The organism is Arcobacter denitrificans (SeqCode) (assembly GCF_048571185.1).
GTDB lineage: Bacteria > Campylobacterota > Campylobacteria > Campylobacterales > Arcobacteraceae > Arcobacter > Arcobacter denitrificans.
On the sequence record NZ_CP182350.1, the window covers coordinates 2,120,468 to 2,140,953 of the forward strand.

Annotated in this window: 20 protein-coding genes; 14 read left to right on the forward strand and 6 right to left on the reverse strand. The window is 29.9% G+C overall.

Features of this window, described 5'->3' with window-relative positions; genetic code table 11:
• Positions 1-4 precede the first annotated feature (4 nt).
• The 5 genes from ACNI28_RS10695 to ACNI28_RS10715 all read right to left on the reverse strand — a co-directional run bounded on the left by ACNI28_RS10695 (position 5) and on the right by ACNI28_RS10715 (position 6,861).
• Positions 5-985 (reverse strand): SPOR domain-containing protein, encoded by a 981-nt coding sequence (locus ACNI28_RS10695; RefSeq protein ID WP_419764238.1) that lies wholly within the window; start codon positions 983-985, stop codon positions 5-7.
• Positions 986-1,006: 21 nt separating this feature from the next.
• On the reverse strand, positions 1,007-2,269 hold the full coding sequence (locus ACNI28_RS10700) for a serine hydroxymethyltransferase (protein WP_419764239.1): 1,263 nt from the start codon (positions 2,267-2,269) through the stop codon (positions 1,007-1,009).
• A 66-nt stretch (positions 2,270-2,335) separates the two neighbouring features.
• Positions 2,336-3,856, reverse strand: coding sequence for a lysine--tRNA ligase (lysS, locus tag ACNI28_RS10705; RefSeq protein WP_419766471.1), 1,521 nt, complete (start codon positions 3,854-3,856; stop codon positions 2,336-2,338).
• 9 nt (positions 3,857-3,865) lie between these two features.
• Positions 3,866-4,597, reverse strand: coding sequence for a CvpA family protein (locus ACNI28_RS10710; protein WP_419764240.1), 732 nt, complete (start codon positions 4,595-4,597; stop codon positions 3,866-3,868).
• A 74-nt stretch (positions 4,598-4,671) separates the two neighbouring features.
• Positions 4,672-6,861 (reverse strand): ATP-binding protein, encoded by a 2,190-nt coding sequence (locus tag ACNI28_RS10715; RefSeq protein ID WP_419764241.1) that lies wholly within the window; start codon positions 6,859-6,861, stop codon positions 4,672-4,674.
• A 94-nt stretch (positions 6,862-6,955) separates the two neighbouring features.
• Between ACNI28_RS10715 and ispG the strand changes: the two genes are divergently transcribed.
• From ispG to ACNI28_RS10785, 14 genes are all read left to right on the forward strand, one after another.
• Positions 6,956-8,020 (forward strand): flavodoxin-dependent (E)-4-hydroxy-3-methylbut-2-enyl-diphosphate synthase, encoded by a 1,065-nt coding sequence (ispG, locus tag ACNI28_RS10720; protein ID WP_419764242.1) that lies wholly within the window; start codon positions 6,956-6,958, stop codon positions 8,018-8,020.
• A gap of 57 nt (positions 8,021-8,077) precedes the next feature.
• Positions 8,078-9,517, forward strand: a complete 1,440-nt coding sequence (locus ACNI28_RS10725) for a replicative DNA helicase (RefSeq protein WP_419764243.1) — start codon at positions 8,078-8,080, stop codon at positions 9,515-9,517.
• A 9-nt stretch (positions 9,518-9,526) separates the two neighbouring features.
• Positions 9,527-10,276, forward strand: coding sequence for a 3'(2'),5'-bisphosphate nucleotidase CysQ (gene cysQ, locus ACNI28_RS10730; RefSeq protein ID WP_419764244.1), 750 nt, complete (start codon positions 9,527-9,529; stop codon positions 10,274-10,276).
• Positions 10,277-10,303: 27 nt separating this feature from the next.
• On the forward strand, positions 10,304-11,023 hold the full coding sequence (locus ACNI28_RS10735) for a Gabija anti-defense Gad2 family protein (protein WP_419764245.1): 720 nt from the start codon (positions 10,304-10,306) through the stop codon (positions 11,021-11,023).
• A gap of 55 nt (positions 11,024-11,078) precedes the next feature.
• Positions 11,079-11,474 (forward strand): prepilin-type N-terminal cleavage/methylation domain-containing protein, encoded by a 396-nt coding sequence (locus tag ACNI28_RS10740; RefSeq protein WP_419764246.1) that lies wholly within the window; start codon positions 11,079-11,081, stop codon positions 11,472-11,474.
• A gap of 10 nt (positions 11,475-11,484) precedes the next feature.
• On the forward strand, positions 11,485-12,015 hold the full coding sequence (gene gmhB / locus ACNI28_RS10745) for a D-glycero-beta-D-manno-heptose 1,7-bisphosphate 7-phosphatase (RefSeq protein WP_419764247.1): 531 nt from the start codon (positions 11,485-11,487) through the stop codon (positions 12,013-12,015).
• An 88-nt stretch (positions 12,016-12,103) separates the two neighbouring features.
• Positions 12,104-13,114 (forward strand): ADP-glyceromanno-heptose 6-epimerase, encoded by a 1,011-nt coding sequence (gene rfaD, locus ACNI28_RS10750; protein ID WP_419764248.1) that lies wholly within the window; start codon positions 12,104-12,106, stop codon positions 13,112-13,114.
• Positions 13,114-14,544: a D-glycero-beta-D-manno-heptose-7-phosphate kinase gene (rfaE1, locus tag ACNI28_RS10755; RefSeq protein WP_419764249.1), complete on the forward strand. Its 1,431-nt coding sequence runs from the start codon at positions 13,114-13,116 to the stop codon at positions 14,542-14,544. The genes rfaD and rfaE1 overlap by 1 nt, the downstream gene beginning before the upstream one ends.
• A gap of 1 nt (position 14,545) precedes the next feature.
• Positions 14,546-15,115, forward strand: coding sequence for a D-sedoheptulose 7-phosphate isomerase (gmhA, locus tag ACNI28_RS10760; RefSeq protein ID WP_419764250.1), 570 nt, complete (start codon positions 14,546-14,548; stop codon positions 15,113-15,115).
• A 2-nt stretch (positions 15,116-15,117) separates the two neighbouring features.
• Positions 15,118-15,660, forward strand: a complete 543-nt coding sequence (locus tag ACNI28_RS10765; protein ID WP_419764251.1) for an adenine phosphoribosyltransferase — start codon at positions 15,118-15,120, stop codon at positions 15,658-15,660.
• Positions 15,660-16,871 carry a tryptophan synthase subunit beta gene (gene trpB / locus ACNI28_RS10770; RefSeq protein ID WP_419764252.1) on the forward strand — a complete coding sequence of 404 codons (1,212 nt, stop codon included), beginning with the start codon at positions 15,660-15,662 and terminating at the stop codon, positions 16,869-16,871. The genes ACNI28_RS10765 and trpB overlap by 1 nt, the downstream gene beginning before the upstream one ends.
• Positions 16,872-16,879: 8 nt before the next feature.
• On the forward strand, positions 16,880-17,575 hold the full coding sequence (locus ACNI28_RS10775; protein WP_419764253.1) for a DedA family protein: 696 nt from the start codon (positions 16,880-16,882) through the stop codon (positions 17,573-17,575).
• Positions 17,556-18,974, forward strand: coding sequence for a leucyl aminopeptidase (locus ACNI28_RS10780; RefSeq protein ID WP_419764254.1), 1,419 nt, complete (start codon positions 17,556-17,558; stop codon positions 18,972-18,974). Before ACNI28_RS10775 ends, ACNI28_RS10780 begins: the two co-directional genes overlap by 20 nt.
• A 76-nt stretch (positions 18,975-19,050) precedes the next feature.
• The gene (locus ACNI28_RS10785) at positions 19,051-20,019 is read left to right on the forward strand and encodes an aldolase catalytic domain-containing protein (RefSeq protein ID WP_419764255.1); all 969 of its coding nucleotides are present in this window, start codon (positions 19,051-19,053) and stop codon (positions 20,017-20,019) included.
• Positions 20,020-20,049: 30 nt separating this feature from the next.
• On the opposite strand, the gene ACNI28_RS10790 is transcribed toward ACNI28_RS10785, so the two are convergent.
• Positions 20,050-20,475 (reverse strand): doxx family protein, encoded by a 426-nt coding sequence (locus ACNI28_RS10790; RefSeq protein ID WP_419764256.1) that lies wholly within the window; start codon positions 20,473-20,475, stop codon positions 20,050-20,052.
• Between the last annotated feature and the right edge of the window lie 11 nt (positions 20,476-20,486).

A 20,486-nucleotide genomic window follows, 5' to 3' on the forward strand; every position in this document is an offset into this window, starting at 1 on the left:
TTTTTTATAATTTTAAAATAAAAGCACTTTTGATATTCAATTTAGCTTTTACACTATTCATGTTATTTACTGCATCATTTCTAGAGTTATAAGGACCTACTAATACTTTTGTAAATGTAGTTCCTTTTACATCTACTTTATAAAGCTGATAATTAAGTCTGCTATTTCTCAGGTTGTCCATATACTCTTTATCAATATTCTTTGAAAAAGCTCCCACTTGAATAAAAGTTCCACTAGGCTTACTCGAACTAGCATTTTTAAAGCTAGTATTAACAGCTGGTTTTTTTACTTCTTTTTTAACAACAGGTTTAGGTGCAGGCTTTGGAGTTGCTTTTTTAACTATTTGTTTTGGTTTTTCAGCTTTTTCTGCCTCTACATTAAAAATATCTTTTTTTAACTCTTGAGCTTTTTGAATATCTTTAGTTGAAGTTTCAGGTAAGACAACCTTTTTTTCTTCTTTTTGAATATTATTTAAGTTCATAGCTTCACTAATCTCTTTTTTCTCTTCTTCTGTCTTTTTATTTAAAGCTTCAATACTTTTTAGTTTTTCATTTACTATCTTTTGATACTGTTGCTCAATATTGTCACCTAGTTGTTTATCTTGGGGAATAGTCTCTTTATTTTCTGCTAATGAATCATCTATATTAGACTCATTATCTAAAAGGCGAAAGATTATAATTGTAATTAAGAATAAAACTGCAAGAACCAATCCTAAGATAATATATTTTTTCTTATTATCTTTATTTTGTGAAGAGTTATTTGCTCCTAAAAGAATATCATCTAATTCAGATTCTGTTTTATTAACTTCTTCTTCATAAGTAAAGTTATCATTACTTGCGTAAGGATTGTTTTGTTCATATGGGTTACTAGATGTTGGGTTTACATTTCTAGCTTGCGATTCAAGTTCCATTAATCTCTCTTCCAATTCTGTTTGTTCTCTTTTTATTTGAACATTTTTTATAAAGTCTTCGCCTTTTATTTCCATAATAAGCCTTTTTATTGTTTATTAATATGTTGAACTAGTATAAATAACAAAATCTTTAGCTAGCTCTTCTAACTCTTTATTAACTTTTGCTTGTAAATCTGTATTTTCTATATCATCTAAAATATCACAAATTTTGTTTGCAATTATTTCAAACTCTTTTTCTTTCATCCCTCTACTTGTAAGTGCAGGACTTCCTATTCTAACACCACTTGTTACAAATGGACTTCTAGTTTCTCCTGGAACTGTATTTTTATTTACAGTAATCCCAGCATTTCCTAAAGCAGCATCTGCATCTTTACCACTAAAAGGTTTATTTAAAAATGATACTAAGATTAAATGGTTATCTGTACCATCACTAACGATATCATATCCTCTTTTCATTAATACATCAGCTAAAACTTTAGCATTTGCTTTAACTTGCTTTGCATAATCTTTCCATGAAGGGTCAAGTATTTCTTTAAATGCAACAGCTTTTGCAGCCATTACATGAACTAAAGGTCCACCTTGTAATCCTGGGAAAATCGCTGAATTGATTTTTTTAGCAATATCTTCATCATTGCACATAATCATACCACCTCTTGGTCCTCTTAGTGTTTTGTGTGTTGTTGTTGTAACAACATCTGCATAAGGGAAAGGTGATGGATGTTCACCAGCTGCAACAAGACCTGCAATATGTGCAATATCAGCAAATAAAATTGCTCCAACTGCATCAGCTATTTCTCTAAACTTTGCAAAATCTATTTCTCTAGCATATGCACTAGCCCCACAAACAATAATTTTTGGCATTGTTATTTTTGCTATTTCCATAACTTTATCATAGTTGATTCTACCATCTAGTTCAACACCATAATAAAATGCTTGATAATTTTTTCCAGAGAAAGATGGTTTAGAACCATGAGTTAAGTGTCCACCATGTGATAAATCCATACCTAAGATTTTATCTCCAGCTTTTATTAATGCAGCATAAACAGCACCATTTGCTTGGCTTCCTGCGTGTGGTTGAACATTTGCATAGTTACAACCAAAAATTTTACAAGCTCTATCTATGGCTAATTGTTCTGCTTGGTCTGCAAATTCACACCCTCCATAATATCTTTTATATGGATAACCTTCTGCATATTTATTTGTAAATACTGAACCCATAGTTTGCATTACTGCTGGGCTTGTAAAGTTTTCACTAGCAATCATTTCTAAGTGATGAGTTTGTCTTTCTAATTCATTTTCAATTATGTCAAAAATTTCTTTATCTGCTTCTTTTAAACTTTTATTACTAATATAACTCATTTTTAATTCTCCTGATTTTGTTTAATGTTTTTACTCGAATTAAAAAAAGTGAATTTATCACTTTTTTTAATTCTCCTCATCTGCATGCAAATCTATTTCATGCTTAATTGGTTTCATTGCTGGAAATAGCAATACATCTCTAATAGTGTGTTGATTTGTTAACATCATTACAAGTCTATCTATTCCTATACCTTGCCCAGCAGTTGGAGCCATACCATAAGATAAAGCATTTACAAAGTCTTCATCCATCTCATGTGCTTCATCATCTCCACCATCTTTTGCTGCCATTTGACTTTCAAATCTTTCAAGTTGGTCAATTGGGTCATTTAACTCAGAAAATGCATTTGCAATCTCTTTTCCTGCAATAAAAAGCTCAAATCTATCTGTTAAGTGTAACTTCTCATCATTTCTTCTAGCTAAAGGAGAAATCTCAACTGGATATTCAGTGATAAATGTTGGGTTAATTAATTTCTCTTCAACATATTCATCAAAAAGTTCGCCTTGAAGTTGACCTAAATTCATATTTTCATTTACTTCTAAATTCTCTTTTTTCATAAATGCAATAATTTTTTCTCTATCTTCGACAATCTCTTGTGGAACTTCTCCTATTTCATAAAGTGATTGGATTAAAGGAATCTCTGAAAACTGATTAAAATCAATTTCATTATCTCCATAAGGCAATACTGTAGGTAAATCCAAATGCTCAAACAGATACTCAAAATACTCTTTTGTAATAGCTATTAGGTCTTTGTATGTTTTATAAGCCCAATAAAACTCAATAGAAGTAAATTCAGGGTTATGTGTTGCATCCATTCCTTCATTTCTAAAGTTTCTGTTTATTTCAAATACAGCTTCAAAACCACCAACAATCAACCTTTTTAAATACAATTCAGGTGCAATTCTTAAGAATCTATCAACGCCTAGTGCATTGTGATGTGTTGTAAATGGTTTAGCATTAGCTCCACCTGCAATTGGGTGCATCATAGGTGTCTCTACTTCTAAAAATCCTTTTGATTCAAAGAATCTTCTTGTTAAACTTACAACTTTACTTCTAATATGAAAAGTTTTTCTCACTTCACTATTCATAATCAAGTCTAAATATCTTTGTCTATATCTTAGCTCTTTATCTTGAATACCATGATATTTTTCTGGTAATGGAGAAATCGATTTTGTGAGGATTTGTACATCATCAACATGTAGTGATAACTCTCCTTTTCCTGTAACAAAGGGATATCCACCCACTTCAATTATATCACCAACTTCAATATTCTTTTTAAATATATTGTTGTAAAACCCTTCTGGTAAATTATCTCTTGATACATAAATTTGTAAAATACCACTTTCATCTTCTATTTTTAAAAAAGAGGCTTTTCCCATAAGTCTGAAAAATTTAATTCTTCCAGCTACTATATAGTGTCTTTTTTCATCTCTTTTATCTTCTTTTTGGAAAACATCACTATTTACATTTAAATATTTGGTAATAGTAGTATTTCTTTTTGATTCATTGGCATATGGATTTACTCCAAGTTCTCTTAAGTTTTTTGCTTTTTCAATTCTTTGTTGTATATATTTATTTTCAAACAATATTTAAATCCTTTATTTTTCTTCTGCCGGTTTTGTAAGTGTATCTTTTATTATTTCACTTGCTGTTTCTTTTACTTTTTGAACAGCTTCACTTGTTGATTCAGTGATTTTATCACCTAAAGTCTCTTTTTCTTGAGCTTTTGGTGTTGTAGTATTCTCTAAAACTTCATTTTCAATAACTTTTTCTTTAGTTGTTGTATCTTCTTTTATAGTCTTTTCTTCAACTACTGGTTCTTCTTGCTTTGTTGGCATGAATTTTGATGTGTCAAGTTTAACTATAAATCCACCAGTTTTTACTAAATATGGAAAAACTAAAGATTTAGAAAACTTTTCATTTAATGTTGACTTGAATGATTCAATTTGAAATAGGGCATAAACTATTACAGAAATTATTAAAAATATTTTAGCTGTACCAAATATAAACCCAAGCAGTCTATTTACTGCACCTAATCCGCTCATTTCAGTAATTTTACTTAAAACAGTACCTAGGATATAAACTAAAATCCAAAATCCAATTAAAGTAGCTACAAACCCTATAAGTGAAAGAGTTGCATTACTCTGTATTCCAATTATTGGTTTAATAAGATCGCCTACAACTTCTGACATTCTTGAAGCTATAAATATACCTCCAATAATACCAACAAGTCCAAATACCTCTTTTATAAAACCTTTAAATAGACCTTTTAGTCCTAAAACTACAGAAATCCCAACAACAATCATGTCAAAAGTAGAAAACTCTTGCATCTAGTTCCTTTTATATAATATTTGGCAATTATATCGAAAATAGTTAAAATAAAAGTTAATGGCTTGCTATTGGTTTATTTGTTGAAGTTTATAATAAAATTTGCACCAAAATATTCTTTTGAATTATAGATAAAATGGTTATTTTGGACATGAAGTTTATAATTCATATTTTTTTCCAAAATCATTTTAGTCATGTATAAACCAAGACCTTTTCCTTGGCTTTTATGTTTGGTTGTAAAATAAGGTTCAAAGATGTGTTCAATTACATCATCTTTTATTCCCTTTGCATTATCTTGTATACTTAATGAAGAGTTAGAATAGGAAATAATAATTAATCTATTTTCATCCGTATTTTCAATAAGTGCTTCAATTGAGTTATTTATTAAGTTAAGTATTGATTGTTGAAATTGATTTTTGCTACAAAAAAGTTCAGTATCATTTGGTATATGAATAACTAGTTCTATTTTTTCACTAACAAGCATGTTATTAATTAACTTTATATCATTTAATATTGCTTCTTTTAAAAAGAATTTCTTTTCTTTTTCATTATCTTTAAAAAGAATTCTAAAGTCTTCAATCGTCTTTGATAAAAAATTTGAACTCTCAACAATATGTGAACATAAAAAATTTATGGATGCATCATCTAATACATCTAACTCTTTTTTCAATAAAATAGAACTAGCAGAAGTGGATATCGCACTTAATGGCTGTCTCCATTGATGGGCAATATTATTTAACATCTCTCCCATTGAGGCCATTTTATTTTGTTGAAAAAGTATTCTATCTTTTTCTTTATTTTTTTTAATTTCTTCTTCAACTCTGTGTTCAAGAGATTTATTTAAGTTTTTTAACTCTTTTGTTTTTATAGTAACTAAACTTTCTAAGTTGTTATTTAGACGTTTTAGTTCAGACTTTTGTTTGATATCTGCTGTTATATTTGTAAGAGTAACGACAATATAAGGTATTTTTTCACCTTTAAATTGTGTTAAGTTAACATTTAAAACAAAGTGTTCAATCTTTAGATCTTTTTTCATGGCAGCTTTAAAACTAGTTTGTGGATTTGCCAATATATGTTCAGCCCAGTTTTTGCCATCATAATCTTTTTCTATTAAATAACTTTCATCATTTAAATCTATAAACATCTCGCAAATACATTTATGTTCTAACTTAAACTCATCTACAGTTTCATATTGATTAAAAAAGACTAAGAACTGTTTATTTGCATTATTGAGATTTTCTCCATCTGTTAAGATTATAATATTTTGTTGTGAGTCAAGTATTTTTTGAGCTTTTCTCTTTTCAAGTATAATTTTGTTTGAAAAGAAGTAATAAAAAATAAGTGTCAAAATAAAAAATAAAATAACAAGTGTAAAGACTATGTTAAACATAAAATTAGTTTTAAACTTTTTTATTTCAGAAATATCTATATCTTGAAGTTTTTTTGAAAGAACTATATATCCTATACTTTTATTCTCAAAATCATATATTTTATAATTTAGTATGAAATGATTATTTAAAATTAGAAAATCATCTTTACTTTCTAAAATATCATCAATACCATAATTTTTAATTAGATCTATTAAATACTCTTTTGCATTTACATTTGCAATATAATATTCATCTATAAAGTTATTTGTAAAAGGAAAAATCACAGTCTTGAAAAATCTTTTATGGGCAAAAACAACAGTATCACTTTTTGTCTCTTCCAAGGCTCTTGATATGGAGTTGAAGTGTGTTATAACTTCAAAGATTCCTATGAGTTCATTGTTTTCAAAAACGGGAATCAAAGAGCTAAATGTCATATCATATCGTCCCACACTAATTGTAGTTTTTATTTTTTTATTTTTAAATATATCTTTTATGTCATCTCTAAATAATAAGGAGTCATTTCTATTCTTACTCCAACTTCTATAAATGCTTTTACCTTCTTTGTTAATAAGCTGAAACCAAACATTTTTAAATTTTGTCTCAGTTCTTAACTCTTTTGAAAAAGATGAAAAATCTAAACTTGTTGTATCTTTTGAAATAAAAGCATTTTTTACTCTTTCAATTTTAGATGCTGCAATACTAAAAGATAAAGTAGCTACTTTTTTATCTTCAATCAAAAAATCGATATTTTTTTTAATCTCTTTTGATAGGAGGGTATATTTTGTGTTTAATAATCTTTTTTCTTCATTTTCAAGGTATTTAAAAGAGATAATTATTACTGTTAGAAGTATAAGTATAGATAATAATATATAAATGGTAAATGCTTTTTTATTCATTATTTCTCCATATATGAAATTGTACCATTTCTTATATAAAATATTAAAGTTTTTTTTTATTTGAAAATTTATCTTTTTTTGCTACAATCCTGCCATGATAAAAAGATACCCTACAAAAAAAATATATGTTGGCAATGTTGCAATTGGTGGTGATGCTCCAATCTCTGTACAGTCTATGACTTATAGTAAAACATCAGATATAGAAGCTACTGTTGAGCAAATAAAGCAGTTGCATTTTGCTGGTGCTGATATAGTTAGAGTTGCAGTTCCAGATATGGAAGCTGCACTTGCACTTAAAAGTATAAAAGAACAAACTTCATTACCTTTGGTTGCTGATATACATTTTAATTATAAACTGGCACTCATTGCTGCTGAATCTGTTGATTGTATTAGATTAAATCCGGGAAATATTGGAAGTAAAGATAGAGTAAAAGAGGTTGTAAAAGCTTGTCAAAATAGAAATCTTCCAATAAGAATCGGAGTTAATTGTGGCTCATTAGAAAAAGAGTTTGAAGATAAGTATGGCCAAACACCTGAGGGTATGGTTGCAAGTGCTGATTATAATATCAAATTTTTAGAAGACTTAGGATTTACAGATATAAAAGTATCTCTAAAAGCTAGTGATGTTCAAAGAACAGTTCAAGCTTATAGAGACCTACGACCTATGAACAACTATCCTTTTCATTTAGGGGTTACAGAAGCTGGAACACTTTTTCACTCAACTATTAAATCATCTATTGCCCTAGGAAGTCTTCTTCTTGATGGTATTGGTGATACTATGCGTATCTCTATTACTGGTGAGTTAGAAAAAGAGATTGAAGTAGGACGAGCTATTTTAAAAGATGCAGGTCTAACTAAAGAGGGTTTAAATATCATCTCTTGTCCAACTTGTGGAAGAATTGAAGCTGACTTGGTAAGTGCAGTAGCACAAGTGGAAGAAAGAACAAAACATATAAAAACCCCTCTAAACGTTTCTGTTATGGGCTGTGTTGTAAATGCCTTGGGTGAAGCCAAAAGTGCTGATGTGGCAATTGCTTATGGAAAAGGTAGTGGTTTGATTATAAAAAAAGGTGAAACCATAGCAAAACTTCCTACAGAAGAACTACTTGAACGATTTTTACAAGAGGTTGAAAAAGAAGTAGAAGAACAAAAAGAGTAGATTAACAAAACAATAATCTATTCTTAGCTAAAATCGTATCCTTTAACTGGAGAAATAATGGATAGTATTTATAGTATAAACATAGAAAGAGCAGTTCTAAGCTCAATTTTATTTAACCCTGATGAGATAGAAGATGTTTTAGGTATTTTAAAACCTAAAGATTTCTATTTACCTGCTCATCAAAAAATCTTTGCAGTGATGGAAAAACTTCATCATGATGATATGCCAATTGATGAAGAGTTTATTCGAAAAAGAGTAAGTGCAAAAGATGTTGATGATGATATTCTTATCGAGATACTTTCAGCAAATCCAATTACAAATACTTTAGCTTATACAAAAGAGATAAAAGATGGAAGTGTAAAAAGAGAGCTTTCAACACTCGCAACAACCATAAAAAAAGTAGCAATTGAAGATGATATCCCTGCAACTCAAGCTGTTGATACAGTACAAAATGAACTTTATAAAATCACTACTGATTCAGCTTCAAGTGAACTAAAAGATATTATTACAATAACTGATGACACATTAGATTATATAAAAAGAATGAAAGAACTAGGTGGAAAACATCTTATAGGTGAAACCACAGGTTTTTATGAGTTGGATAAAAAAACAACTGGTTTTAATGACGGGGATTTAATCATTATTGCAGCCCGTCCTGCTATGGGGAAAACTGCCTTAGTATTAAATATGGCACTTAAAAATGTTGAGGCAAACAAAGGGGTAATCTTTTTCTCTCTAGAGATGCCAGCAGAACAATTGATGCTAAGAATGCTAGCTGCAAAAACTTCAATAGAGTTACAAAACCTTAGAAAAGGTGATTTAAATGACCAACAATGGTCAACATTGAGTGCTGCTTTTGAGGATTTAAACAAAAAGAAACTTTTTGTTGATGATGGTGGAAGTGTAAATATTAACCAACTTCGAGCAAGGGTGCGAAAACTAGCTCAAAATAAAGATAATAATATCTCTTTAGTAATCATCGATTATCTGCAACTTATGCAAGGTACTGGAAATAAAGATAGACACCAAGAGGTTTCGGATATCTCAAGGGGTCTTAAGATGTTAGCTCGTGAGATGAAAATACCTATTATCGCCCTTTCTCAGCTAAACAGGGGACTTGAAAATAGACCTGATAAAAGACCTATGTTAAGTGATTTAAGAGAGTCTGGGTCTATAGAACAAGATGCTGATATTATCATGTTTGTATATAGGGATGATGTATATAAAGAAAGAGATGAAGCAAGAAAAGAAAAAGAAGCAAAAGATAAAGGTGATGAATATAAATCTTCTTTTGTAAATAAACCAATTGAAGAGGCAGAAGTTATTATTGGTAAACAAAGAAATGGACCAATTGGAACGGTAAAACTTGATTTCCATAAGGCTTTAACAAAATTTATTGATAAAGAACATAGGGGTGAAGCTCCTATAGAAGTTGTTTTTGAAAGTGTTGCTGATAATCAAAAAGAGACAAATATTGATATACCAAATATATTATAAGGGAAAAATTTGCTAGAAAAAATAAATTTACATGATATAAAAAATATTGCACTAGAAGCAAGTAAAGTCATAATGGAAATTTATAAAAAAGATTTCCAAGTGGAGTATAAAGATGATAAATCACCCCTGACTGAAGCTGATTTAAAAGCAAATGAAATCATATGTAATAGTTTAAAAAATCTATATCCAGATATTCCAATTATGTCTGAAGAGAATAAACAAACAGATTATGACATAAGAAAAAACTGGGAGTATTATTGGTGTATTGACCCAATAGATGGTACAAAAGAGTTTGTCAAAAAAAATGATGAGTTTACAGTAAATATTGCTCTAATACACAATCAAGAGCCAGTTCTTGGGGTAGTTTATGCCCCTGCAATAGAAGTTATGTATAGTGCAAAAAAAGGTTCAGGTGCTTTTAAAAACATTCAAAAACTGCCAATAAAAAGAGATGACAACAAATACATAATAGTCGCAAGTAAATCTCATATGTCCCAAGAGACACAAGAGTATATTGATAATATAAAAACAACAAAAGAAAAAGAGTTAACATCTATGGGAAGTTCTTTAAAGCTATGTTTAGTGGCAGATGGAAGTGCGAATTGTTATCCAAGAGTTGCCCCTACTATGGAGTGGGATACAGCAGCAGCAGATGCAATTGTTAGAGAGAGTGGAAAAATGACATATAATTTTGAAACTCATAAACCCTTAAGTTACAACAAAGTAGAGTTATTAAATCCCAATTTTGTGGTTAAGTAATATATAATAAAATAAAAAGGAGTTAAGATGAAATATGAATTTTTTAATGATTTTGATTTTATACCATATGATTTAGTATTAAAATTCGAGTATAGATTAGAAAATGTAATTTATAAATTAGAAAATTTTTTCAAAAATGTAAAAATTGACTCCTTTGAAGATGAGTACGTTGAGTTTTACTTGGCTGGGTCTTGTATAAAAGCAGATACTTTTAGGGATATTGATATCTTTTTAACTACTAAAGAGAAGTTAAAAAGAGTATGTGCAAATTTAGATAGAAAATACTTTTTATATGAAAATAACTCAAATACTTATTCCTATGACACTGATTTGGTTCAGCTAGTTTACAGAGAAAGGTTTTTAGAAAAAGACTTAAAATTTATAGTTGATATCTTTGATTTTTATTCGACTAAAATAGGTTTTAAGTGTGTTTTAAATACAAAAGACTTTACTATAGAAATCGTAGAAGCAGAGATAAGAGAAGAGTTTGTAAACTATGTATTAACAAAGAAAAATGGTTTATCAAGGGTTAATACAAACCCTTTTGTATCTCTACAGCGTGCAATTCACTTCTTAAGTAGAGGTGACGATGTTCCTTTTTATGTATTTTTAGAAATTTTCTCAAAAATATCACAAATAGATAAAAATGAACCAATAGAGAAGTATTTTGATAGATTGCAAGGTGATGAAAACCGAGTAAAAGAAGTAAAAGAAGCAATTAATAAATTTTTATTATTTAATAATTAAAAAGTAATTTAAAAATTTCATGATATAATCTTTTTTATTATTAAAAAGGTTTAGCATGAGATATAAAAAAGCTTTTTCACTTTTAGAGTTGATTTTTGCAATAGTTATTATTGGAATCATTTCTACAGTAGCAGTTCCAAAACTTATGGATACAAAAGCAAATGCAGAAGTAGCAATAATAAAAAAGGATATTGCTACTATTGTCTCCTCTGTTAGATCTTATTATCTTGTAAATGATACTTTAGATGATTTTAATAGTGCTTTAACTTTAAATCAAAACAGTTGGGAAGTAGAGGGAAAAACAGCTATATTTAAAGATAACGAAACTTCATGTATAACTATTTCAATAGAAGATAAAAAATTAAATGTTATAGTAGCTGACGATAATAGCGGAAAAGTTTGCGAAAAAATAAAAGATTCTGGTATTTCCTCAACAATTTATGAATTATAATGGACGCATAATGCAAAAAGCAATTTTTTTAGATAGAGATGGTGTTATAAATATAGAAAAAAACTATGTTTGTAAAATCGAAGATTTCGAGTTTATAGATGGTGTTTTTGATACTTTAAGTTATTTACAAAAAAGTGGATATAAGCTTTTTGTTATAACTAATCAATCTGGTATTGGAAGAGGTTATTATTCAAAAGAGGATTTTGAAAAATTAACATCTTGGATGTTAGATGAATTTCAAAAAAAACAAATTAATATTTCCCAAGTAGAACATTGTCCCCACAATCCAACTGATGGTTGTACTTGCCGTAAACCTCAAAGTGGCATGATAGATAATATTTTAAAAAATCATAAAATTGACTTAGAAAACTCTTGGCTTATAGGAGATAAAGAATCAGATATATTATGTGCAAAAAATGCCAATATAAAAAATACGATTCAAGTAAAAACTGGACATACTTTTGCTGAAGAAAATAGTCCTGCTGACTTTGTATGTGACTCAATAAAATACGTAAAAGATATAATTATTACAAGTTCATAACATCATTTTACCTTATTAGCTTATTTTATTATAAAACCGTAACTTAATTTTCGCTAGAATAAAGCCCATTTATGTAAAGTAGGTAAATATGAAATACACAGAATACGATTTTAATGAAAAAACTATATTAATTACAGGGGCTGCTGGATTTATTGGCTCAAATTTATGCTTTTATTTTCAAAACAATTATCCCTTGGCAAATATTATTGCTTTAGATTCATTTAGAAGTGGTGAGACACTAAGCAATGGAAACCTAAAATCTTTTGGACACTATAAAAACTTATTAGGCTTTAAAGGTACGGTTATAAGTGGTGATATAAATGATAAAGAGTTATTAAACCAAATCGATGAAGATTATGATTTTGACTTTATTTTCCACGAAGCTGCTATTTCTGATACAACTGCTAGTGAGCAAGACTTGATGATAAAAACAAATGTAAATGCCTATGAAGATTTATTAAAAATGGCAATTAGACATAATGCAAATATGATTTATGCAAGTAGTGCTGCAACATACGGAGATGCTGCGTCTCCTCAAACTGTAGGAAATGAAAACCCAGGAAATGTTTATGGTTTTTCAAAACTTATGATGGATAATATCACTTATGATTATTTAAAAGATGATTTAGATATCTCTGTAGTAGGGCTTAGATATTTTAATGTATATGGCCCAAGAGAGTTTTATAAAAATAAAACAGCCTCTACTGTAATACAGTTTGGTCATCAAATTATAGCTGGCAATACACCAAAACTTTTTGAAGGAAGTGATAAAATACTTAGGGATTTTATCTATATAGAAGATGTGATTCAAGCAAATATAAAAGCAGCAACTCCTAAAAAAAGTGGAGTTTATAATGTGGGAACTGGAAAGGCTAGATCTTTTCAAGATATTGCAGATATTTTACAAAAAGAGTTAGGAACAAACCTTGGAACAAACTATATTCCTAATCCATATGTTGGACAATACCAATTTCACACAGAAGCAAATATAGAAGAGACTAGATTAAATCTTGAATATGAACCAAGATATGAGATGGAAGATGGAATAAAAGATTATATAAGTGAAATAAAAAGAATATACGAAGTGGAGGTTAAATAATGGAAAGAATTTTACAAAATGATAAAAAACCAAATATTTTAGTTATTGGTGATTTAATGGTAGACCACTACTTATGGGGAACTTGTGATCGAATTTCACCAGAAGCTCCTGTTCAAATAATTGATGTGCAAAAAGAGACAAAAGTTTTAGGTGGAGCTGGTAATGTTATAAATAACCTTCTTAGTCTTGGTGCTGATGTTGGCGTTTTATCGGTTGTGGGTGATGATGAAGTTGCTGAAGAGGTAAAATATTTAATTGATGCAACTGATGCAAAAAGTTTTTTAATACTTCAAAAGGGAAGAAAAACTTCTAAAAAGTCTAGAATCATGGCATCAAAGTCTCAAGTTGTAAGATACGACCATGAGAGTAAAAACAATATCTCTTTTGATTCTACTGATAAAATGTATGCAAAGTTACAACAAATAATCAATGGATATGATTTAATCTTATTATCTGATTATGGAAAAGGTGTTTTAACAAACGATTTAACTCAAAGAATTATTAAAATAGGAAATTCACATAATAAAAAAGTAATAGTAGACCCAAAGGGTGAAAAATATGCTAAATATTCAGGGGCATACTTTTTAACACCAAATAAAAAAGAGGCAGAAATAGCAACTGGCATAAAAATAAACTCAGATGATAGTTTAAGAGATGCCTTAAAAGAGCTTCAAAAAATAGCAAATCTCGAGATGTCTGTTATAACTCTAAGTGAAGAGGGAATTGCTGTATTAAAAGATAAAGAAGTAACAATTAAACCTACTGTTGCAAGAGAAGTTTATGATGTAACAGGTGCTGGAGATACAGTTCTAGCATCACTAGGTTATGCCTTATCTTTAGTTGATGATATTTATTTTGCAATAGAGTTTGCAAACCTAGCAGCTGGGGTTGTTGTAGGAAAACTAGGAAGTGCAACAGTTACACTTGATGAGATTGAAGATTATAAAGCAACCTTACATAAAAGCTCTATTGAACTGCATATAAAAACAGTAAAAGAGATAAAAAAAGTAGCTAAAAGATTAAGAAAGCAAAATAAAAAAATCATTTTTACAAATGGATGTTTTGATATTTTGCATAAAGGTCATGTATCTTATTTAAATAATGCAAAAGCCCTAGGTGATATATTAATTGTAGGTTTAAATTCAGATGATAGTGTTAGAAGATTAAAAGGTGATGATAGACCTATAAATGACCACGATGATAGAGCATATATTTTATCTGCTTTAGAGTGTGTTGATTATGTGGTGATTTTTGATGAAGATACACCTTATGAATTAATAGAGAGAGTTAAACCTGATGTTTTAGTAAAAGGTGCTGACTATGAAGGAAAAGAAGTAGTTGGTTCTGATATTGCTAAAGAGACAGTTTTAATTGATTTTGTTGAGGGTAAAAGTACTACATCAACAATTGAGAGAATATTAGGTAGATAATATGAAAAAAACAATAGAAAAAGAATTTCAATCACATTTAGAGACTATTCAAAAAGTAATAGAAACTATGGCAGGACCACTGGAAAAGGCTTCAAAGCTAGCAGTTGATACACTAAAAGCAGGAAATAAAATTTTGATTTTTGGAAATGGTGGAAGTGCAGCTGATGCTCAGCATATTGCAGCTGAGTTAACAGGAAGATACAAAACAGAAAGAAGAGGTCTGCCTGGGATTGCCCTTACAACTGATACTAGTGCCTTAACTGCCATTGGTAATGACTATGGTTATGATAGAGTTTTTGATAGACAAGTTGAAAGTTTAGCAAATGAGGGTGACCTTTTAATTGGAATTTCTACATCAGGAAATTCAAAAAATGTAATCAATGCTTTTGAAGTGGGAAAAGACTTAGGTTGTAAAATTATAGGTCTTACAGGACGAGATGGTGGAGAGATGGATTCTTATTGTGATGTTAACTTAATAGTTCCATCAAATGATACTCCAAGAATACAAGAGATGCATATACTTTTTGGACATACTATTTGCCAACTAATTGATGATGCTTACGAAGGATAAAGATGAGTTTAACACAAGAACAAAAAGATTTAATTTTTAATTCAATAAGAGATATAAAAGATTTCCCTAAAGAGGGAATAGTATTTAAAGATATTACAACACTATTAAATAATAAAGAGGCTTATCAAGTACTGATGAATCATCTTGAAGATAGATATAAGTCTTATGATTTAGATTATGTTGCAGGTATTGATTCAAGAGGATTTATTTTTGGGGCAGCCTTAGCTGATAGACTTAATATTGGTTTTGTTCCTGTTAGAAAAAAAGGAAAACTACCTGGTACTACAGTATGTGAAAAATATGAATTAGAGTATGGTTTTGATGAGGTAGAGATTCACTTAGATGCTTTCCCTAAAAAAAATGCAAGAGTTTTAATGATTGATGACTTAATAGCAACAGGTGGAACTGCAAATGCAGCTGCAAAACTTATCAAACATGTTGATGCAGATTTAGTAGAAGTATGTTTTTTACTTAATCTTAAATTCCTAAAAGGGGATAAAAAAATTAGTGAACATGCTCCTGTATATTCTGTATTGGATATCTAATGAGAGAAGTTTATATTCCAAAAAGAAGTAAATTTGATCCAGATGAAAATGGTCATTTTGGAGAGTTTGGGGGAAGGTATGTTCCAGAAACTTTGATGCCTATTTTACTTGACCTTGAAAAACAGTACCAAAAATATAGATTTGATAAAGAGTTTTGGGAAGAGGTAAATGAACTTCTAAAAGAGTATGTTGGAAGAGATACACCTTTATATCATGCTAAAAATATCTCTGAAGAAGTTGGAGCAAAGGTATATCTAAAAAGAGAAGACTTAAACCACACGGGAGCTCACAAAGTAAATAATGTAATTGCCCAAGGACTTTTTGCTAAAAAACTTGGTAAAACAAAAGTTATAGCAGAAACAGGAGCTGGACAACATGGGGTTGCTACTGCAACTATTGCCGCACTTATGGGCTTAGAGTGTACTGTGTTTATGGGTGCAAAAGATGTGGAAAGACAAGAACTAAATGTATTTAGAATGAAGCTTTTAGGTGCAAAAGTTGTCTCTGTTGAATCAGGAAGTAAAACTTTAAAAGATGCTATGAATGATGCAATTAGATATTGGGTTACAAATGCAAGAGATACTTTTTATATAATAGGAACAGTAGCCGGTCCTCACCCATACCCTATGATGGTTAGAGATTTTCAAGCAGTTATTGGTTGGGAAGCAAGACATCAGATTTTACAAAAAGATGGAAGACTGCCTGATTATGTATTAGCTTGCATTGGTGGAGGGTCAAATGCCATTGGTATTTTCTCACACTTTTTAGAAGACAAAGAGGTGACTTGTATAGGTATTGAGGCTGGTGGATTAGGAATTGATACAGATAAACATGGCTGCTCTTTAGAAAAAGGAACTCCTGGTATTTTACATGGACAATGCTCATATTTACTTCAAGATGAAGATGGACAAGTAACAGAAGCTCACTCTTTTTCTGCGGGATTAGATTACCCAGGAATTGGTCCTGAACACTCTTTTCATATGGTAAATAAAAGTGTTGATTATGATTCTGTAACAGATAAAGAGGCACTAGATGCTTTTGTATGGCTAAGTAGAAAAGAGGGAATTATTCCAGCTTTTGAAAGTTCGCATGCAATAGCATATTTAAAAAAAGCAAAAGAAAAATTTAAAGGTAAAACTGTAATTGTAAATTTATCAGGACGTGGTGATAAAGATATGGTTCAAGCAAAAGATTTATTAAATTTTGAATAGGATAATTTTTGACTAAACGATTAAAAAATAACTCAGGTAAGATACTTTTTGTTGTAGTTGCGACATTTTTTTCATTTATTGCATACAGTTTGTATCAAGCACCAGTTAGTGGATTGGAAGATAAATTTTTATTTTTATTAAAAGAGTATGGCTATATTATTCTTTTTGCATGGTCTATTTTAGAAGGAGAGTTAGGTTTAATCATGGCAGGTCTTATGTCTCATGATGGCTCTATGAACTTATACATGGCTATTTTTGTAGCTGGTATTGGTGGCTTTGTTGGTGATCAAATCTATTTTTATATAGGAAGATTTAATAAAGCTTATGTTCATAAAAAATTTGCAGGTCAAAGACGAAAGTTTGCTTTGGCACACTTATTGCTACAAAAATATGGTTGGCCAATAATCTTTGTTCAAAGATATATGTATGGAATGAGAACAATAATACCAATATCAATAGGACTTACAAGATATAGTGCAAAAATGTTTGCCTTTATAAACCTTATAAGTGCTTGGTGTTGGGCAGCGCTTACTATTGTTCCTGTTTGGTATTTTGGAGAAGAGATTTTAAAAGTCATTCATTGGGTAAAAGAGCATTGGTATTTTGCAGCTCCATTTGCAATCATTATTGGTGGAAGTATGATTTATTATTTCAGTAAAGCATCAAAAAAGAAGGAAAAGAACTATGAAAATAACGTTAAGTAGTGAAAATATAAAAAAAGTCGATACAGCAGTTGAGATTAAAGTTGTTTTAGATTTAGAAAATATATGTAAATATGATAAAGAGATTTTAGACGATTTAAACTTTAAAGCTAAAGATGAAGAAGTGGTATTTTTAGTTGAGTCAAAAAAGATTTATGTTGGTTGTGAAGAAGAGTCTTATGATGCAATAGCAATTGCAATATCAGCAGCTATTAAAAAGTTTAACTCTACAAAATACAAAGATGCCAAAATAGAGATTTTTGGTGAAGAAAAATCAACACTAAAAGCTCTAGTTGAAGGTGCTATTTTAGGTTCATATGTTTTTGATAAATATAAAAGTGAAAAAGAAAAAGAGGGTAAAAAAGAGCTAATTATTATATGTGAGGACTCTAAAGAGCTTCAAAAAATAGTTGAAGAATCAACTTATATTGCAGACTCTGTTAATAAAGTTAGAAATTACGTAAATACTACACCTCAAGACTTTTATCCAGAAGTGATGGCTAAAGAGGCTAGAAAAGTTGCAAAAGATAATAATATCACTTGTAAAATACATGGGGAAGAGTACTTAGAAAAAAATCATATGAATGCCATGTTAAGTGTTGCAAGAGCAAGTATTCATGAACCAAAACTAATCCACATGACATATAAACCTAAAAATGCCACAAGAAAAATCATACTAGTAGGAAAAGGTTTAACTTATGACTCTGGTGGATTGTCTTTAAAACCTGCTGACTTTATGGTTACAATGAAATCAGATAAAAGTGGAGGTTGTGCAGTTATTGGTATTTTAAATGCTGTTGCAAAACTTAACTTACCAATTGAAGTTCATGGAATCATTGGTGCTGTTGAAAATATGATAGGTGGAGATGCCTATAAACCTGATGATGTACTTGTCGCTAAAAATGGTAAAACTATTGAAGTGAGAAATACGGATGCAGAAGGAAGACTTGTGCTTGCTGATTGCTTATGTTATGCGCAAGATAAGATAAAAGATTTTGATTATATTTTTGATTATGCTACGTTGACAGGTGCTTGTGTGGTTGGTGTTGGAGAATATACAACAGGAATCATGGGAAATAATACAGTATTAAAAAGAGATGCAGTATGTTCTGCTTTAAACTCAGGAGAGTATGCTACAACTTTACCTTTTAATAGATTTTTAAAGAAAACTATCAAATCAGAGATTGCAGATATTTGTAACATCGCAAGTACAAGATATGGTGGGGCTATTACAGCTGGACTGTTTTTAGATAATTTTATTTATGAGCAGAACAAAGAAAAATGGCTACATTTTGACATCGCAGGACCTGCCTTTGTTGAAAAAGCTTGGGGTTATAATCCTCATGGCGGAAGTGGTGCAGGGGTGAGAATGACGGTTGAGTTTCTAAAGAACTTGGCTTAATTTTTCATTAAAGAGGATTTTGAATACCTTTTAGGTATTATTTCGCAAGTAAAAATGTAAGGGAAAGATAAACAACATGATTGAAAAAAAAGGTTCAATATTATCAGTTAGAGAAGACATCAAAGTTTTTGATTGTACGATTAGAGATGGTGGATTAGTAAATAACTACCACTTTACAGACGAATTCATAAAAGCACACTATGAAACTTGTGTTGCTGCTGGTGTTGATTATATGGAAATAGGGAAAAATAACTCTCCAACTATTATGAGTGAAGAGGAGTTTGGAGCATGGAATTTCTGTAAAGAAGAAGATATTAGAAAAATCGTTGGTGAAAATAACACAGATATGAAAATAGCAGTTATGTCTGATATTGGTAGAACTGTTCCATCTGAACTATTACCTAAAAGTGAAAGTGTTGTTGATATGATTAGAATAGCAACATATATTCACCAACTTCCTGCTGCAATAGAGTTGATAGAAGAGGCTCATGCAAAAGGTTATGAAACAACTGTAAATATCATGGCTATATCAAAATCTTTTGATGATGAGTTAAATGAAGTACTAGAACAACTAGCTAAAACAAATGTTGATATTATTTATATCGCTGATAGTTTTGGATCTTTTTATCCTGAACAAATCAATAAACTTACAGAAAAATATTTAAGTTATGCAGAAAAAACTGGTAAAAAAATAGGTATTCATGCTCACAACAACTTACAACTAGCATACGCAAATACAATTGAAGCTATGATGTATGGAGCAAGTTTCCTTGATGTTACTATTTCAGGACTTGGACGAGGGGCAGGAAACTGTCCACTTGAGCTTTTAATTGGATTTTTAAAAAACCCAAAATATAAACTTATGCCAGTACTTAAGTTCATAGAAGAGTATATTGTACCTTTAGAAAAAGAGCTTGATTGGGGTTACTCAATTCCATATATGCTAACTGGTCAATTAAACGAACATCCAAGAGCTGCTATGAAAGCAAGAGACGAGGGTGATACAAAGTATAGAGAGTTTTATAGAAACTTACTTGCAGAATAAATCACTTAAATGAAGAGTTAAACTCTTCATTTATAACATACCACTTACTTTTTTTGTCAATTTAACTTCATTTTGTAATACTAAAATTCCAGCTAAAATTAATACAACATTTTTAACAATATATTGTCCAACTATTGTAAATGCATATGGTGTATGAGTAAAAGAGAGCTCTGGTAATAAAAATAGAGGGGTAAAGGTAAGTATCATATGAACTAAAAATATACTTACTACAAATCTTATATAAGTAGCAAATATAAAACCTAAACCAATACATATCTCCCAAATAGCCAAGAGCTTGATTGCTAGGGCATCATTGATTAAACCAAAAAACAGTATATGAATAGTCGATGTAGCCAACTCTTCAGCGGGACTTAGTTGTGGAAATAATTTTAAAGTTCCATACCATAAAAATATAATACCAAGTGAAACTCTTATGAGTTTTATTGTTTTTTCCATTGTTATTCCTT

Coding starts and splice junctions, on each gene's coding strand:
- ACNI28_RS10740 (WP_419764246.1), top strand. CDS start 11,079: ATGAGATATAAAAAAGCTTTTTCACTTTTAGAGTTGATTTTTGCAATA.
- ACNI28_RS10790 (WP_419764256.1), bottom strand. CDS start 20,475: ATGGAAAAAACAATAAAACTCATAAGAGTTTCACTTGGTATTATATTT.
- ACNI28_RS10725 (WP_419764243.1), top strand. CDS start 8,078: ATGGATAGTATTTATAGTATAAACATAGAAAGAGCAGTTCTAAGCTCA.
- ACNI28_RS10715 (WP_419764241.1), bottom strand. CDS start 6,861: ATGAATAAAAAAGCATTTACCATTTATATATTATTATCTATACTTATA.
- ACNI28_RS10695 (WP_419764238.1), bottom strand. CDS start 985: ATGGAAATAAAAGGCGAAGACTTTATAAAAAATGTTCAAATAAAAAGA.
- rfaE1 (WP_419764249.1), top strand. CDS start 13,114: ATGGAAAGAATTTTACAAAATGATAAAAAACCAAATATTTTAGTTATT.
- ACNI28_RS10785 (WP_419764255.1), top strand. CDS start 19,051: ATGATTGAAAAAAAAGGTTCAATATTATCAGTTAGAGAAGACATCAAA.
- ACNI28_RS10765 (WP_419764251.1), top strand. CDS start 15,118: ATGAGTTTAACACAAGAACAAAAAGATTTAATTTTTAATTCAATAAGA.
- trpB (WP_419764252.1), top strand. CDS start 15,660: ATGAGAGAAGTTTATATTCCAAAAAGAAGTAAATTTGATCCAGATGAA.
- rfaD (WP_419764248.1), top strand. CDS start 12,104: ATGAAATACACAGAATACGATTTTAATGAAAAAACTATATTAATTACA.
- gmhA (WP_419764250.1), top strand. CDS start 14,546: ATGAAAAAAACAATAGAAAAAGAATTTCAATCACATTTAGAGACTATT.
- ACNI28_RS10700 (WP_419764239.1), bottom strand. CDS start 2,269: ATGAGTTATATTAGTAATAAAAGTTTAAAAGAAGCAGATAAAGAAATT.
- ACNI28_RS10780 (WP_419764254.1), top strand. CDS start 17,556: ATGAAAATAACGTTAAGTAGTGAAAATATAAAAAAAGTCGATACAGCA.
- ispG (WP_419764242.1), top strand. CDS start 6,956: ATGATAAAAAGATACCCTACAAAAAAAATATATGTTGGCAATGTTGCA.
- gmhB (WP_419764247.1), top strand. CDS start 11,485: ATGCAAAAAGCAATTTTTTTAGATAGAGATGGTGTTATAAATATAGAA.
- ACNI28_RS10735 (WP_419764245.1), top strand. CDS start 10,304: ATGAAATATGAATTTTTTAATGATTTTGATTTTATACCATATGATTTA.
- ACNI28_RS10710 (WP_419764240.1), bottom strand. CDS start 4,597: ATGCAAGAGTTTTCTACTTTTGACATGATTGTTGTTGGGATTTCTGTA.